15 protein-coding genes are annotated in these 16,362 nt (G+C 54.3%); 10 read left to right on the top strand and 5 right to left on the bottom strand.

Annotated features, from left to right (window positions below; all coding sequences use genetic code 11):
* Window positions 1-6: 6 nt before the first annotated feature.
* Together J4E05_RS06930 and J4E05_RS06925 are read right to left on the bottom strand one after the other, a co-directional pair.
* Window positions 7-588 carry an IMPACT family protein gene (locus J4E05_RS06930; RefSeq protein WP_349593688.1) on the bottom strand — a complete coding sequence of 194 codons (582 nt, stop codon included), beginning with the start codon at window positions 586-588 and terminating at the stop codon, window positions 7-9.
* Between the two features lie 45 nt (window positions 589-633).
* Window positions 634-1,377, bottom strand: coding sequence for a sulfite exporter TauE/SafE family protein (locus J4E05_RS06925; RefSeq protein WP_349593685.1), 744 nt, complete (start codon window positions 1,375-1,377; stop codon window positions 634-636).
* 190 nt (window positions 1,378-1,567) lie between these two features.
* On the opposite strand from J4E05_RS06925, the gene J4E05_RS06920 reads away from it, so the two are divergent.
* The 8 genes from J4E05_RS06920 (at window position 1,568) to J4E05_RS06885 (ending at window position 11,160) form a co-directional block, all read left to right on the top strand.
* The gene (locus tag J4E05_RS06920; RefSeq protein ID WP_349593683.1) at window positions 1,568-2,035 is read left to right on the top strand and encodes a GFA family protein; all 468 of its coding nucleotides are present in this window, start codon (window positions 1,568-1,570) and stop codon (window positions 2,033-2,035) included.
* A gap of 291 nt (window positions 2,036-2,326) precedes the next feature.
* Window positions 2,327-3,709 carry a class II 3-deoxy-7-phosphoheptulonate synthase gene (locus J4E05_RS06915; protein WP_085589593.1) on the top strand — a complete coding sequence of 461 codons (1,383 nt, stop codon included), beginning with the start codon at window positions 2,327-2,329 and terminating at the stop codon, window positions 3,707-3,709.
* A 245-nt stretch (window positions 3,710-3,954) separates the two neighbouring features.
* Window positions 3,955-4,440 carry a hypothetical protein gene (locus J4E05_RS06910; RefSeq protein ID WP_085589595.1) on the top strand — a complete coding sequence of 162 codons (486 nt, stop codon included), beginning with the start codon at window positions 3,955-3,957 and terminating at the stop codon, window positions 4,438-4,440.
* 102 nt (window positions 4,441-4,542) lie between these two features.
* Window positions 4,543-6,219, top strand: a complete 1,677-nt coding sequence (locus tag J4E05_RS06905) for an NAD+ synthase (protein WP_349593680.1) — start codon at window positions 4,543-4,545, stop codon at window positions 6,217-6,219.
* A gap of 178 nt (window positions 6,220-6,397) precedes the next feature.
* Window positions 6,398-7,750, top strand: a complete 1,353-nt coding sequence (locus tag J4E05_RS06900) for a glutamate--tRNA ligase (protein WP_085589859.1) — start codon at window positions 6,398-6,400, stop codon at window positions 7,748-7,750.
* Window positions 7,751-7,810: 60 nt separating this feature from the next.
* The gene (gene cysS / locus J4E05_RS06895; RefSeq protein ID WP_349593677.1) at window positions 7,811-9,196 is read left to right on the top strand and encodes a cysteine--tRNA ligase; all 1,386 of its coding nucleotides are present in this window, start codon (window positions 7,811-7,813) and stop codon (window positions 9,194-9,196) included.
* A gap of 240 nt (window positions 9,197-9,436) precedes the next feature.
* A complete protein-coding gene (locus J4E05_RS06890; RefSeq protein ID WP_349593674.1) occupies window positions 9,437-10,411 on the top strand; it encodes an aldo/keto reductase in 975 nt (324 codons plus the stop codon).
* The gene (locus tag J4E05_RS06885) at window positions 10,408-11,160 is read left to right on the top strand and encodes a DUF6064 family protein (RefSeq protein WP_349593672.1); all 753 of its coding nucleotides are present in this window, start codon (window positions 10,408-10,410) and stop codon (window positions 11,158-11,160) included. Before J4E05_RS06890 ends, J4E05_RS06885 begins: the two co-directional genes overlap by 4 nt.
* 38 nt (window positions 11,161-11,198) lie before the next feature.
* On the opposite strand, the gene J4E05_RS06880 is transcribed toward J4E05_RS06885, so the two are convergent.
* The 3 genes from J4E05_RS06880 to J4E05_RS06870 form a co-directional block, all read right to left on the bottom strand.
* Complete coding sequence (locus J4E05_RS06880) at window positions 11,199-11,837, bottom strand: LysE family translocator (RefSeq protein ID WP_349593670.1); 639 nt, start codon at window positions 11,835-11,837, stop codon at window positions 11,199-11,201.
* A 298-nt stretch (window positions 11,838-12,135) separates the two neighbouring features.
* The gene (locus J4E05_RS06875; protein ID WP_085589862.1) at window positions 12,136-12,798 is read right to left on the bottom strand and encodes a DsbA family oxidoreductase; all 663 of its coding nucleotides are present in this window, start codon (window positions 12,796-12,798) and stop codon (window positions 12,136-12,138) included.
* Between the two features lie 235 nt (window positions 12,799-13,033).
* A complete protein-coding gene (locus J4E05_RS06870) occupies window positions 13,034-13,297 on the bottom strand; it encodes a hypothetical protein (protein ID WP_085589604.1) in 264 nt (87 codons plus the stop codon).
* A 332-nt stretch (window positions 13,298-13,629) separates the two neighbouring features.
* On the opposite strand from J4E05_RS06870, the gene cimA reads away from it, so the two are divergent.
* Both cimA and J4E05_RS06860 read left to right on the top strand, forming a co-directional pair.
* The gene (gene cimA, locus J4E05_RS06865) at window positions 13,630-15,243 is read left to right on the top strand and encodes a citramalate synthase (RefSeq protein ID WP_349593666.1); all 1,614 of its coding nucleotides are present in this window, start codon (window positions 13,630-13,632) and stop codon (window positions 15,241-15,243) included.
* A 208-nt stretch (window positions 15,244-15,451) separates the two neighbouring features.
* A complete protein-coding gene (locus J4E05_RS06860; protein ID WP_085589606.1) occupies window positions 15,452-16,240 on the top strand; it encodes an RNA methyltransferase in 789 nt (262 codons plus the stop codon).
* Window positions 16,241-16,362 lie beyond the last annotated feature (122 nt).

Genomic DNA, 16,362 nt, shown 5'->3' with positions numbered 1-16,362 from the left:
TCCGAATTATTCGGGTGTATGCCCTTCGGGTGCCGGGAAACGTTCTGCCAGGGTACGAACGCTGTCGCGCGGCCCACTTATGTGCATAAGGGTGCCCACTGTATCAAACTGGCGATCCAGCACGGTAATGTCCGGTTGGGCGCAGGCCCGTTCCATCGCCCCGGCGTCGGCAAAGCTGGCAAATAGCCGGGCTGTGCCCTGTGGCACATAGGGAATGATAGCCGCATCATCACAAACGGCCTGTGCCGCGCCACTATAGGCCCGCACCAACCCGCCCGTACCCAGCTTGGTGCCGCCAAAATAGCGGGTGACAATTACGGCCACATTGATCAGGTCGCGTCCCTGTAACACCTTCAGGCAAGGCATACCCGACGTGCCCGATGGTTCACCGTCATCCTTGCCATGCTCAATAAGCTGGTCTTCATCATTAAGATAACGATATGCCGTAACGTGATGATTGGCCTTGGGGTGTGCCTTGCGCAAGGTCGCCAGCGTATCGGCAAACTGGTCATAGGGCACCAGCGTCGCCAGAAATCGCGATTTCTTTTCTTCGGTTTCGCAAAAGGCGGGCTTTTCGATGGTGTGCATGGCAGTGTCTTATCAGACCGCGAAGCGGGACAACAGTTTTAATGATCAGGCCAGCAGGGCTTTGCCAATCAGGATAATGCCAAACAAAATCAGCATGATCAGCACCAGCTTGCGAAAGGTTTCTGCTTCCAGCCGGGCGCGCACGTAACTGCCCGCCTTTACGCCAATGAAAACCGGGATCAAACCGGCCAGCGAAATCCAGACGCTGTGCCATGTCATCAGTCCGATGCGGCTAAGCCCGGCTGCCATGACCAGGCTGGAAAGCGTAAAGGATATATTCACCCCCTGGACAAAGCGTTTGGGGTCCAGGCGCAGGGATAGGAAAAACGGCAGGATCGGCATCACCTGCGAGCCGGTTACACCATTGATCAGACCTGTGAGAAAACCCGATATCGGCGCAATACGTTTTGCCAGCCGGTCGGAAATGTGAATGGCGGGGCGGCTGATGGTGATAACGCCATATAAAATCAGAACCGTCCCCAAAACCGCACCGGCGACAAGCCCGTTGACCCGGTCCAAAATCAGCAGGCCAACAATCAGTCCGGGAATGGTTGAAAGAAACATTGGCCAGAAACGCCGCACCGTTTCGCGAAAATGCCCGGCCTGAAACATGACGATAACATTGCTGACCACGGAGGGAATAATCACCAGCGGCATCGCCGATTTAAGACCCAGCCCCAGCGTCATGACGGGCAGGGCGGATGTTGAAAAACCAAGGCCGGTTGCCCCTTTGACAAAGGCAGCAATGAAATAGGCGCAGGCAATGATCACTGCTGTTTCGATGGTCATGGGGCGTCCTGAAAGCGAAAATCGGTGGCGGTATGTGGCTGGCTCTGCTGCCATATCTGGCGGGAGGCGCAGCATGCGGGGAAACGCCCCGGGGTGCAACTGTTTCGCGCCCGGGCTAGACTGCACCTTTATGGCCGTTGTGCATAATGATGCGCAGGCAGGACCAAAAAGGATGGCAAGGAAGCAGATCATGACAATGGCAACATCACCGGAAAGATCATCGCCAGCCCGTCTGACCGGCGGGTGCCAGTGTGGGGCTGTGCGCTATCAGGTAAATGGCGCGCCCCTGAATACCTATATCTGCCATTGCCGGGAATGTCAGAAACAGTCGGCATCGGCGTTTGGAATTTCGGTTCTGGTGCATGGTGCGGATATCATTGTGACGCAGGGGCAGGTAAAAACATGGCAGCGACCCACCGATAGCGGCAATGTCCTTGATTGCCATTTCTGCCCTGAATGCGGATCGCGCCTGTTTCATGGGGACCTTGCCGGGCAGGGCCCGGTCAGCATCAAGGGCGGGTCGCTCGATGTGATGCCCGACCTTTCGGGGGTGGATCATATCTGGGTTGTGCGAAAGGCAGGTGGTATTGCGATTCCTGCCGGTGTGCGAACATATTTTGGCGAGCCGGATGACGAACAGGGTGGCGAAACGGGCTGAAACCCTGATGGATTCGCATTTATGATGTGCGTATTGCGCGTAATGTTTTTCGCCTGTTTCATCTGCAAGTGGCTAAAGTGGGTGGAATTTTGCGTGCAATTGCGCAGTATTGGCAAAAATTTGCCATTTTTCTGTTGTCGCGGTGCGGGAAAGACTGGAAACGGCGGCACAAAACCCTTATCTAGTTGGACCCGGCAAATGGCGGGTTTTGGCCCGGATAAATCGGGCCGTATGATATATTTGATGATATGCTAGGGGTGTTGAAAGAGACATCCGATGGAGAGGAAGCAAATGAGCAAGAGCTGGAGCACTGATAGTTGGCGGAACCTGCCTGTAAAGCAGATTCCGACATATCCGGATGCACAGGCCCTCAAGGCCGTAGAACAGGAGCTCGGCAGCTATCCTCCTTTGGTATTTGCTGGCGAGGCGCGTGCGCTTAAGGAAAAACTTGGTGCAGTGGCAGAAGGCAAGGCCTTCCTGTTGCAAGGTGGGGATTGCGCCGAAAGTTTTAAGGAATTTCATCCCAACAACATCCGTGACACCTTTAAGGTCATGTTGCAGATGGCTGTGGTTCTGACCTATGGCGCTTCGTGCCCGGTGGTCAAGGTGGGCCGTATGGCCGGCCAGTTTGCCAAGCCGCGTTCGGCCGATATGGAAACGATCGACGGTGTGGAACTGCCCAGCTATCGCGGTGATAATGTTAACGGGATCGAATTTACCGAAGAAACACGCACCCCGGACCCGCAGCGCCAGATCAAGGCTTATAACCAGTCGGCATCGACGCTGAACCTTTTGCGGGCCTTTGCCCAGGGTGGTTTTGCCGATTTGACCCAGATCCATCGCTGGAACCTGTCATTTGTTGATAACAGCCCCGCGGGGGAACGATATCGCCAGATGAGCACCCAGATCGATGAAGCCGTTGCCTTCATGCGCGCCTGCGGCATTACCCCGGAAACCGCGCCGCAAATGCGCGAAACCGACTTTTACACCTCGCACGAGGCATTGTTGCTGGGCTACGAGCAGGCTTTGACCCGTCAGGACAGCCTGACAGGCCAGTATTACGACTGTTCGGCACATATGTTGTGGATTGGTGACCGTACCCGTCAGCCGGACGGCGCACATGTTGAATTCATGCGCGGGGTTAAAAACCCGATTGGCCTGAAATGTGGTCCGACGCTGGATGAAGACGAACTGATTCGCCTGATCGACATTTTGAACCCGGCGGACGAAGCAGGTCGTTTGACCCTGATTTGCCGTATGGGGTCGGGCAAGGTGGCCGAGCATCTTTCGCGTCTGGTCCGTCGTGTCCAGGCCGAAGGCCGCAAGGTTGTGTGGTCGTGTGATCCTATGCATGGCAATACGGTCAAGGCCAGCAATGGTTACAAAACCCGTGCCTTTGATGCGATTTTGGGCGAAGTCAAAACGTTCTTTGACATTCACAAGGCCGAAGGCACCCATGCCGGTGGCGTTCATTTTGAAATGACCGGCACCGATGTGACCGAATGCATTGGTGGCGCACAGGCCATTACCGAAGAAAGCCTGTCGGATCGTTACCACACCCATTGCGACCCGCGCCTGAACGGGGCACAGGCCCTTGAACTGGCGTTTTTGATGGCGGAAATGATCAAGCAGGAACGCGACAATGTGCGTGACGAACTGCTGGCCAGTGCCTGAACAGTTTGAATGATCCGTTCGTTACGGCGAATGATATTGAAAAAGGGTGCCCGATTTTCCGGGCGCCCTTTTTTCATCGCAATACTGACCATTTGGACAATGTTTTTAACTTTTTTTGGCTCAAAAAACTGTCAAAACATCCCTATTTGGGAATTTGTTGCAGATTGATATTGATGCGATGCTTGTCCTTTAGCATATAAAAGAAACAGGGCGCACTTGCCTGCGAGAGAAGGATAATCGCGAACATGTCAGCCGATAATGATTTTGCACTTTGGCAAAAGAAAGTTGAGGGAACCAACATTTCCTCGGCCACGCTGCTTGCAACGGATTATCTGAATCATTTCAACGAAATTGTCATGTTGTTGGAAATGGTACCCGATATGCCCGACATGCTTGAAGATTGTCAGGAATGGGCACCTAAAAGCTATCAACAGCATTTTCAGGACAGTGCTTTTTCCGATCGTGAACTGGCGATTGAAGCCTATGATCATGTGCCCGATAAATTTCGATGCCCGTTCGAGGAAACCATCGAACATATGAATGCGGTGGTCTTGCGTGCCAATGAACAGCTTGAAGTCGTGATTGCCGAAGGCAACCCCGATATCATCCGCATGACAGCCAATAGCACAACGGCAGCTTTGCAGCGTTTTATGGATGTTGCCAGCTCGATCATTCATGGTTCGGCCAAAACCATGAGCCAGGATGAAATCGACGCCGCTATGGCACTTTAAGCCGCAAGCAACGATCTATCCGGGGATGGGTTGTAAAAGCATCGGGGGCTATTGCAATTTCCGCAATTGACTTGCGGGCGGACCCCTCCTATTCCAAACAACATGAAAAACAAACTCGCCATTGCCATTGCCCAGTTAAACCCCGTTGTCGGCGATATTGCCGGGAATGCGGAAAAAATTGTGGCTGCCTGGGAATCTGCGGCCGCCAGGGGCGCGGATATTGTCCTTTATTCTGAACTGGTGTTATCGGGCTATCCGCCCGAGGACCTGGTGATGAAACCGTCTTTCATGCGCCATTTGAAAAACGCGGTTGAAGATATTTGCAAACGCACGGCTTCGCGCAAAAACGGACCGGCCCTGTTGCTGACCACCCCGTGGGAATTTGATGGTAGCCGTTACAATGCCGTGTTGCTGATTGATGGCGGCACCATTGAAACTGTGCGTGCCAAAAATGATTTGCCCAATTACGGCGTGTTTGATGAAAAACGCGTTTTCGCCGCCGGGCCGATGCCCGATGTCGTTGATTTTCGCGGGATCAAACTGGGGGTTCCGATTTGCGAAGATGTGTGGACGCCCCATGTGGTGGCCCATCTGGCCGGGCGCGGTGCCGAATTTATGCTGGTGCCCAATGGCTCGCCGTTTGAGGCCGACAAGGATGGGTTGCGTCGCCAGCTGATTCGTGACCGGGTGCTGGAATGCGGCTTGCCGATGATTTATTGCAACGAAGTCGGCGGGCAGGACGAACTGGTTTTTGATGGCGGCTCGTTTGGCTTGAATGGCGAGGGAAACCTTGCCGTTGCCCTGCCTGCCTTTGCCGAATCGGTCCAGATTTCCAATTGGTCACGCGATGGCGATGGCAAATGGTATTGCGAGGATGCCACCCCCGACGCGCGTTATCCATCCGGCCTGGATGCGATATACCAGACGCTGGTGTTGGGTCTGCGTGATTATGTGAATAAAAACCGGTTTCCCGGTGTTGTTATTGGCATGTCTGGCGGAATTGATTCGGCCCTGTCCGCCGCCATCGCGGTGGATGCCCTGGGGGCAGACCGGGTGCGTCTGGTGATGATGCCATCGCCCTATACCTCGGCTGATAGCCTGGAAGATGCACAAATTTGCGCCGATATGCTAAAAACCGGTATCGAAAGCATTAATATCGGCCCGGCGATGGAGGCCTTTGGTACCATGCTGGCCCCGGCCTTTGCCGGGCGCGACCCCGATATTGCCGAAGAAAACATTCAGGCGCGGTCCCGTGGCATTATCCTGATGGGGATTTCCAACAAATTTGGCCATATGGTTTTGACCACAGGCAATAAATCGGAAATGTCGGTTGGGTATGCTACCTTGTATGGTGATATGTGCGGCGGGTATTCGGTTTTAAAAGACCTTTATAAAACCACGGTGTTTGCCCTGTGTCACTGGCGCAACGCCCATTGCCCGCAAGGTGTTTTGGGGCCAGAGGGCATGGTAATTCCCGAACGGATCATTACCAAACCGCCTTCGGCGGAATTACGCCCGGACCAGAAAGACGAAGACAGCCTGCCGCCCTATGATGTTTTGGATGATATCCTGCACCAGATGATTGAAGGGGAGCGTAGCGTTGCTGAAATTGTTGCCTGTGGCCATGATGAAGAAACGGTGCGCCGGGTGTGGCGTTTGCTGGACCGTGCCGAATATAAACGCCGACAAGCCCCGCCGGGGGTGAAAATTACGCCGCGTGCCTTTGGCCGCGACCGGCGATACCCGATTACCAATGGTTTTACCAATCTGGTAACCTGATGTTAAAACGCGTTGAGCGACATCGATCAACGCGCCCCTCACTTGGCGGGCGGGCTTTAATAAAGCCCTTGCCTCTCGCGGTATTGGCCGCGCGGCGCAGTCGCGCCTAACCGGATTTTGACGAGGTAACCCTCGGCATGGTCTGGTATGACATGGATTTTGTTTGAAAAATATTGATATGAAAAAACCTGTTTTACGTTTTGCACCCAGCCCGACCGGCTTGCTTCATGTAGGCAATGCCCGCGTTGCCATGATGAACTGGCTATATGCCCGCAAGCATGGTGGTGAATTTATCCTGCGGTTTGACGATACCGATCCCGAGCGCTCCAAGGATGAATATGTTGATGCCATTCGCGAGGACTTGCGCTGGCTGGGCATTGACTGGGACCGCGAGGAACGCCAGTCGCTGCGTCAGGACAAATACGACGTTGCGATTGAAAAGCTGAAAGCCGAAAAGCTGCTTTATCCGTGCTATGAAACGGAAGGCGAGCTGAACTGGAAACGCAAGGCCGCCCGCCAGCGTCACCAGCCTTTCATCTATGATCGCAAGGCCCTGATCCTTGATCCTGCCGAAGTTCGCGCGCTGGAAGCCGAAGGGCGCACGCCCTATTGGCGTTTCCTGCTGCCCGATGGCGTGGTGGAATGGGATGATATGTGCCGTGGCCTGTGCCATTTTGACACCGAACATGTGTCGGACCCGGTTCTGATCCGTGAAGACGGATCCTTGCTATATATGCTGGGGTCGGTTGTGGATGATCTTGAAATGGGGGTTACCCATATCATTCGCGGTGAAGACCATGTGACCAATACCGTGGCGCAAATTCTGGTTTATATGGCGCTGGGCGGCAAGGCAGGCGGGCTTGATTTTGGCCATACGCCGCTGTTGGCCGGGCCGGGCGGATCGCAGCTTTCCAAACGGCTGGGCAGCCTTTCGTTGCGCGAATTGCGCAATGACGGCTTTGAAGTGCCCGCGCTGGTCGGGCTTTTGACCGGGCTTGGTGCGTCTGACCGGATTGAACCGGTAACGATGCGTGGTGCCATCGAAACGTTTGATATTTCGGCCTATGGCCGGTCTACGCCGAAATTTGACCCGGCTGATCTGGCATCCCTGAACGAAAAAATCGTTCATGAAATGCCGTTTGATCAGGCACAGGAAAAGCTGGTTGCCGCCGGTATGGAAGGCATTGACGAAGATTTCTGGCTGGCGGTGCGCGGCAATTGCTGGCGTGTGGCCGAAGCGCGCGAATGGTGGGATGTAATCCACGCTGTTACCGCGCCCGAAATTGACGAAGAAGATGGTGAATTTTTGCGCCAGGCGGCCGATATTCTGCCCCAGGGGGCGCTTGACGCAACAAGCTGGAAAAGCTGGACCGGTGCGCTTAAGGAAGCAACCGGCCGCAAGGGAAAACAATTGTTCATGCCGTTACGCAAGGCCCTGACCGGGCGCGAACATGGCCCGGAAATGTCGGCAATGTTGCCGTTGATTGGCAGTGAAAAGGCCCGTGCGCGGCTGTGTGGCACGGCGGTCTGATTTCGGTCGGATCGCCCGAAAATGACAGATGCTTTCACGCCATTTGAACGGACCAGAAAAATGACTGATACATATCCAGAACTGCGTATTTACGACAGCATGACCCGCGAAAAGCAGGTTTTTGTCCCGATTGACGACGAAGACGTGCGTTTGTATGTCTGCGGACCAACGGTTTATGACTATGCCCATGTTGGCAATGCCCGCCCGGTGGTGGTGTTTGATACGCTGGTACGTTTGTTGCGTTACCTGTATCCGAACGTCACCTATGTTCGCAACGTCACCGACATTGATGATAAAATCAATCAGCGTGCCCGTGACAGCGGCGAAAGCATTTCGGTTATTACCGCACGTACCCACCAGGCCTATCTTGACGATATGGATGCGCTGAATGCGGACAAGCCCGATATTGAACCGCGTGCGACCGACCATATTCCCGATATGATCGCGATGTGCGAAAACCTGATCGAACAGGGATTTGCCTATGCTGCCGAAGGGCATGTTTTGTTTGCGGTTTCGAAATACGAGCAATATGGCAAATTGTCGCGGCGCAATCGCGATGAAATGATTGCCGGTGCCCGGGTTGAAGTTGCGCCTTATAAAAAGGACCCGGCGGACTTTGTGTTGTGGAAACCGTCTGACGATGACACGCCGGGCTGGGACAGCCCGTGGGGCCGGGGTCGCCCGGGCTGGCATATTGAATGCTCGGCCATGTCAACGCGCTATCTGGGTGAAAATTTTGACATTCATGGCGGCGGCATTGATCTGGTGTTTCCGCATCATGAAAATGAAATTGCCCAAAGCTGCTGCGCCAATCATGGGTCCAGCTATGCCAAATACTGGATGCATAACGGCCACCTAATGGTTGAAGGTGAAAAAATGTCCAAGTCATTGGGCAATTTTGTCACCGTGCATGAATTGCTGGAAAGCTGGCCGGGCGAAGCCATTCGTCTTGCCATGATGGGCACCCATTATCACCAGCCGATCAACTGGACAGAAGAAAACCTGCGCCAGGCCAAGGAAGCACTGGACCGTTTTTATACGGCCCTGCGCCAGACATCATACATCATTCATGAAGATGCCGATGTGCCTGACGGGGTGTTGAACGCGCTGTGTGATGATTTGAATACGCCATTGGCCATTGCCGAGTTCCACGAGCTGATAACCCAGCTGAACAAGGCCAAGAACGACCGTAAAAAGGCCGAAGCCAAAGGCCGTGTTCTGGCGGCAGCCGAATTGCTGGGTATTCTGGAAATCGATGTTGACAGCTGGTTTACCGGTGGTGGCGATGCGGATGAAGCCGCAGAAATCGATGCCCTGATTAAAGAGCGTGCTGAAGCCAAGAAAAACCGCGACTTTGCCGTTGCAGACCAGATCCGCAATGATTTGCTGGCCCGCGGCATTATTCTGGAAGACTTCAAGGACGGAACAACCTGGAAACGTGGTTGATCTGTTCGGTTCGATGATTTGCAAAAGGGCGCTGCCGGGAAACGGGTGGCGCCTTTTTCTTTGCATTAACAAAGACCACGCCGCTTTGGACAGGCTGAGGATGACTGTCTTATTATGCGTTCTGTCGCGCCACTGCGCCGGATCGTATGCTGTTGCAAATGGGCCTCCCTTGCGCGGACGGGCATTTTGCGGCACCCTTGAGGGGTGATCGGACCCCGGATAATCAAGGGAAATGGTAACATGGCCTTTGCTGATATCAGTCGGCGCAGTTTTTTGGCAGGTGCAGGCAGCACGGTTGCCGCAAGCCTTGCCGGTATGCCTCTTATCCATGCTGGAACGGCACAGGGGCAGGTGGCGGCCGGTGTGTTACGCCGCAAAATACCTGGTAGCGATGTCTCAATTCCCGCCATAGGCCTTGGCAGCTGGATTACTTTTAATGTCGGTGTTGATCCGGTTTTGTTGAAAAACTGCACTGATGTAATGGCTGCCTTTTTTGCCGGAGGCGGCGAAATGATTGATTCTTCACCGATGTATGGATCATCGCAGGCGACCATCGGCCATGGTTTGAAAACACTGGGCATTCATCGCGATCAGGTTTTTGCGACCGACAAGGTTTGGACCAGTGACGAAAACGGGGGCGCTGATCAAATTGCGGAAACCGCCCGGCGCTGGGGCATTTCAAAGTTTGATTTGTTGCAAGTCCACAATATGCGCGACTGGGAGGACCAGTTGCCGGTGTTACAGGCTAAAAAGGCTGCCGGTGAACTGGGGTATGTCGGTGTCACCACATCGCATGGACGACGTCATGAATTGTTGTCGGTGATTATGCAGCGTGAACCGCTTGATTTTGTGCAAGTGACCTATAACCCGCTGGATCGTGAAGTTGAAAACCGCATTTTACCAATCGCGCAGGAACGCGGCATGGCCGTTATCATTAACCGCCCTTTTCGCGGCGGGCATTTGACCAAGGCACTGCGTGGGGTGCCTGTTCCTGAATTTTCCAGCGAACTTGGCGCGCAAAGCTGGGCGCAACTGATTTTGAAATATATCGTTTCCCATCCGGCTGTTACTTGCGCCATTCCCGCAACAACGCGGGTGGACCATGTGCGTGAAAACCTTGCGGCGGCCATGCCGGGCAAGGGTGAAAAAGATGCCGTTTTGCCCACCCCGGATATGCGACATGCCATCGTCGCTGCCATAGGAGATGCCCTGTGACAGACTGGTGGGATTATCATTTGATTGATTTTTTGCTGTTTTCAACCCGGGTTTATTACCGGTTGTTTGTCAGCTTTAATCTGGCTTTTTGGCCGGTTAACCTGGTGTTGTATCTTGCGGGCGCGGTGCTGGTTTACAGGGGCTTGCGCGGGGGGCGGCTGTTTCAACGGGGTATTCTGGTTGTTTTGGCCGTGATGTGGGCATGGGCCGGTGCTGTTTTCATGGGGCATTATTACCGGCCAATCAATTGGGCCGTGCCATATATACTGCCGATATTTGCTTTCCAGGCTGTGATAATGGTGCTGTTTTCCTTGCGTAAAACGCCGCTTGTGTTTTGCTGGCGTGGTGACTTTTCCAGTATGGCCGGGGTGGCTTTGCTGATTTTGGCAATTCCGGTTTATCCGTTTTTTAGCCTGCTGGCCGGTCGTGATGTTTTGGCCGCCGAACTTTTTGGCAGCGCCCCGGACCCGACAATTATCGGCACCCTGGGCTTTGTGTTGTTAATGCGTGGTACCTGGCGCTGGCTGTTGCTGCCTGCTCCGGTTTTGTGGTGCATTCTTACCAGCCTGACATTATGGGCGATGGACCAGGATATCGCGTGGTTGCCGCTGGTTGCGGCATGGCTGGCGATTTTGGGCGGCTGGATGGATGCCAAAAGTGGCGTGACACGCAAGCCGGAAGCAACCTCGCCCGCGCATTTAAATCGTGCACAACGCGGGGCCGCAGACCCGGCCGGTTTGGTAGAATAGCAACATCACAGATTGGCGATGCGGTAGGGATGTTCGGGTTAGCGGCTAAATAACAGTTTCACCCCGATGGCTGCAAAAAAGACGCCCAGAAACCCGTTGATCCAGCGGGCCATACGGCGATAAACGGCAATGACAGGCCGGGTTGAAAAAGCGGTGGCATAAAACAGGTGGATCACTGTCGATATTGCCCCGCATCCTGCCACAATGATCAGGCCCACCCATAACGGGGCACCGGGTTGCAAACCAATGGAAATAATCGCGATCCAGGTCAGGATGGCTTTGGGATTGGTTAAATGAAGGGCCAGCCCACGACTGAAATAGTGGCCTGGGGCACGTAACGGGCTATTTTCGGCCCTGGCATCGGCAGGTGCCGGGCGAAAGGCAGATCTTAAGGCCTTGAATGCCATCCATAATAAATAGCACCCCCCGGCAATGCGAATGGCAAACATGGCATCGGCATAGGCGACCAGCAGGGCAGAAAGGCCCGAAAGTGTTATGGCACCGATGCAAAATGATCCGCTGCCAATGCCCAAGGCAAAGTAACGCCCGGCCCGGCGGCCTTCGCCAAGCGATACGCCCATTAACGCCATAAAGGCAGGGCCAGGGCTGATCAGGCCGACCAGCAAGGCGGCATAAGCCAGCAAAATACCGGGCAGATATAAATGAAGTTCTGTCATCGGAATCCCCATTGTTTGCGTGTTTTAAAATCTAAACCCAAACAAAGGCAGCGTCGATGAGAGAAAGGACCGGTTTTGTTCCATGCTGCCGGGATTGTCAGGATAGGCTTGCAGAATGGGGACTGCACCGGCAAAGGGCGAACTGACCTGAAACATGCGGTAAATGGCAGCAGTTTGGTTTTGCCCGACAACGAGAGGCAGGCATATAAAAATCAGCGCCCGTTATAAAAGCCCGATACAAACAAAGCCCGGCAGGGGTTGCCGGGCTTTGTCAAAACGTGTTTGGGAAATGTGCCGCCTATTCGCCAGTTGCCCCGCGGGCAATTTCGGAAAGGGCCTGTTCAAAAACTTCGGGCGGGTGGCCGCCGCTAATGGCGTATTTGCCATTTACCACATAGGTCGGAACCGACGTAATACCGGCACTTTTAAATTCTTCTTCCTCGGCGCGAACTTCGCTGGCATAGGTGTCGCTGTCTAGAATGTTACCGGCTTCTTCGGGGGACAGGCCAACTTCCTCGCAGCAGCGTTTTAAAACGCCATGGTCGCCGGGGTTTTCGCCCTCCTGAAAATAGGACCGGAACAGCGCCATTTTCAGTTCGGTCTGTTTGCCTTTTTTGCCTGCCCAATACAGCATACGGTGACAATCAAAGGTGTTGTAGATGCGGCTGTCTGAACTGAAGTGAATGTCAAAACCGGCATTTTCGCCCATCATCTGGATGCGGTCGCGGTTTTCGGCACTCTGGTCCGGGGTCAGGGCATATTTTTCATGAATATGTTCGCCCAGCTCCTGGCCTTCCGGCCCCATGTCGGGGTTTAACTCGAACGGGTGCCAGCGCAATTTGGCATCGATCTGGCCCTCCAGATTTTGCAGGGCCTGCTCAAGATGTTTATAGCCGATAATGCACCACGGGCAGACAACATCGGAAACAATGTCGATCTGCATTTTGGTCGGTTGGGTCATGCCGGGACCTTTTGTTATGAATGAACTTGCCCCAGACATAAGCCCTTGTCGCAGGAACGCAACCATTCTTGCAGTGCCGGTTGATCATTCGTTTGATAAAACAGTTCCTGCTAATGCAGGGGATCAGGGATTGTGACCAAAGGGGCACGGGGCAATGGCTTGCCACCGGTTGCTTTTGCCATTGCCGATTATTTGAAATTCACAGGAAGGGTGCCCGTCACCCAAGCAGGTCTGATCAGTTGATATCGAGCCTGGCATGACGAACCTGATCAATCAGGTATTCGGCAAATGTTTCTATCGTCGGGCAGGACCATTCGGCGCGGGTTTTAATGCCGTTACGCATCCAGTATCCATGCCATCTGTCGTCCGTGTCGCGGCAAATGGTGTATTCTGCAAAACGGTCAGCCGCGCGCCAGCAATGCTTTCCGTCGCGATGCCATGTCAGCCCGCCCAGAAAAATCAGATCGTCCGATTCCGATATGGCGGCAATACGAGCCATATGACTATTTCCTTAGAACCAAGAGATAAGTCCTTAATCGCATGTATAGCAACGCTATGTTGAGGTGACTGAGGCACTGCATCTATAAGTGTATATATCAATATAGTGCCACCGCTATCGCCTGCACAATCATGCAGGGGGACAGGTTTGCTACTCTAAAGGCGGTGAAACGGCGGATTTTGCCGTTTTTCTCTCTGGTGTGGTAACGAGGTTGCGCCAGACGAGGTTTTGCGGCAATTTGCCAGACCGTCCCGGTACAGGATATCGGGGACACACCTCTTTTTTCGATGGTTGCCCGTGTGGCGCCGCATCAATGCAGATTTGGAACCAATATGTCTGACAAGCGCGTCTATCTCTATGACAGTACCTTGCGCGATGGGCAACAGACCCAGGGCGTCGATTTTTCAGCCGCGGATAAAACCGCGATTGCCAAGGCACTGGACGAGCTGTCGATTGACTATATTGAAGGCGGTTGGCCCGGCGCAAACCCGACCGATGATGCGTTTTTTGCCAGCCCGCCCAAACTGAAAAATTCTCGTCTGACCGCCTTTGGCATGACACGGCGTGCCGGTCGCTCCGCTTCTAACGATCCGGGGTTGGCCACCCTGATCCAGAATGCGCCGGTGGTGTGCATGGTGGGCAAAAGCTGGGATTTTCAGGTGACCGAGGCGTTAGGCATCGAACTTGATGAAAACATCGCGATGATTTCGGAATCGGTCGCACATGTGAAACAGCATAGCGAGGAAGTGCTGTTTGATTCCGAGCATTTCTTTGATGGGTATAAAGCCAATCGCGACTATGCCCTGTCGGCCATTCAGGCGGCTTATGATGCCGGTGCGCGCTGGGTTGTGCTGTGTGATACTAATGGCGGCACCCTGCCAGACGAGATTTTTGACATTGTGACCGATGTCTGCACCCGCATCCCCGGAAGCCATGTTGGCATTCATTGCCATAACGATACCGAAAATGCGGTTGCCAATTCGCTGGCGGCGGTCCGGGCCGGGGCACGGCAAATTCAGGGCACGCTCAATGGTCTTGGGGAACGGTGCGGTAATGCCAACCTGATTTCCATCATCCCGACCCTGATGCTGAAAATGGGCTATGACGTGGGCATTAGCGCACAGCAACTAACCCAGTTGCGCCGTATTTCGCATATTCTCGATGACCGGCTCAACCGCGAACCAACCCGCCAGGCGGCCTATGTTGGTGAATCGGCCTTTGCCCATAAGGGCGGTTTGCATGTGTCGGCGGTCGAGAAAAACCCGGCCTGCTATGAACATGTCGAACCCGAAAAAGTTGGCAATCAGCGCCAGATTCTGGTGTCAGACCAGGCGGGGCGTTCCAATATTCTGGCACGGTTTCGCGAAATTGGTGTCGAGGTTGACCCGAAATCCGAGGCGGTTGGCAGGCTGGTGGAACTGGTCAAACAGCGCGAATTTGACGGTTATGCCTATGACGGGGCCGAAGCCAGCTTTGAACTGTTGGCCCGCAAGGCGATGGGCGAACTTGAACGCTATTTCCGTGTCACATCTTTCCGCGTGATCGACGAACGCCGCTGGGTGGATGAACAGGACGAACAGGTTATCACCATGTCGGAAGCCACGGTAAAAGTGGTGGTAGGCGAGGAACAGTTCATGTCGGTGGCCGAGGGTAACGGCCCGGTCAACGCCCTTGATGCTGCCCTGCGCAAGGTGCTGTTAACTGTGCCGGAATACCGCGAGGTCATCGCGCCGATCGAACTGATCGATTACAAGGTGCGGATCATAACCCGCGGCGATGGCACCCGTGCGGTTACCCGCGTGATGATCGAAAGCCGCGATGCCGAAGGCAACAGCTGGGCAACCGTCGGTGTTTCAAGCAACATTATCGAGGCGTCCTATAACGCACTGCGCGATTCCATAAGTTACAAGCTGTTTAAAGCCGGGATTCGCAGCCAGCATTCGTGATGAATGCGTTTGTTTGCTGTATCGGGTGGTGTCGTGCGTGCCCGGCGTCGGCCCTATAGGGTTATGTGTGTGCTGATGCTGGTGCTGCGCGGCAGGAAATGCTAAAGCAGCGCGCAATCACGGGCGGGTTTACCGCCTTTTATGGATTGGTGCCGGTTATTGGCTGGTGTGTAACGGTGCCGATGAACACTATAGGAGACTTCAGGGGATGAGCGATACCCCAACTGCGGCCCGCCCCGAAACGGCAGGTGTGGTTAACCCACCCGTTATCATTTTAATTGAACCGCAGCTTGGCGATAATATTGGCAAGGCGGCGCGGGCAATGTTGAATTGCGGGCTGGTGGATTTGCGGCTGGTGCGCCCGCGCGATGGCTGGCCCAATGAACGGGCAACGGCCAATGCGTCCGGCGCGGATATCGTGATCGACAATACCAGGGTGTTTGAACGCGAAGAAGACGCGCTGGCCGATTTGAACCGTATTTATGTGACAACTGCACGCACCCGTGATGCTGTTAAACCGGTTTTTACCCCGCGGGGGCTTGCCCCGGAAATGCGTGCCAATATTGGCAAGGGCGAAAAAATTGGTGTGATGTTCGGGCCGGAACGCACCGGTGTGCGCAACGAACATATTGCCATGGCGGATGCCGTTGTTACCGTGCCGCTTAATCCCGGTTTTACCTCGCTTAACCTGGCCCAGGCCGTGCTTTTGATTGGGTACGAGTGGTGGCAGGCCGGGGTCGATGTGCCCGATTACCAGATGATGATGAACGATTCGTTCCCCGCCACCCATGACGAGGTTGAACGGATGTTTGTGCATCTGGAGCATGAACTTGATGAATCCGGTTTTTTCCGTGTCGAGGAAAAGCGACCGGCAATGGAACGCAATATTCGCAATATCTTTACCCGTATCGGTTTGACCCACCAGGAAGTGCAAACCATTCGCGGGATGGTATCGGCCATGCGCGGGGCAAAGCATAAACCCAAACCAAAATCCTGATTGGCCGTTTGACCTGCGGCTGTTTGTGGGCTGAGGACAGGACATAACCAAAGACCAAGCCCCCGGAAAATGTTCCGGGGGCTTGTCATATAGTGCCTGAAAAGGCCGTGTTGTGCGAGGAA

Origin of the sequence: Thalassospira sp. NFXS8, assembly GCF_040148805.1 — a bacterium.
Lineage (GTDB): Bacteria > Pseudomonadota > Alphaproteobacteria > Rhodospirillales > Thalassospiraceae > Thalassospira.
This window is presented reverse-complemented; position numbering and strand designations above follow the sequence as displayed.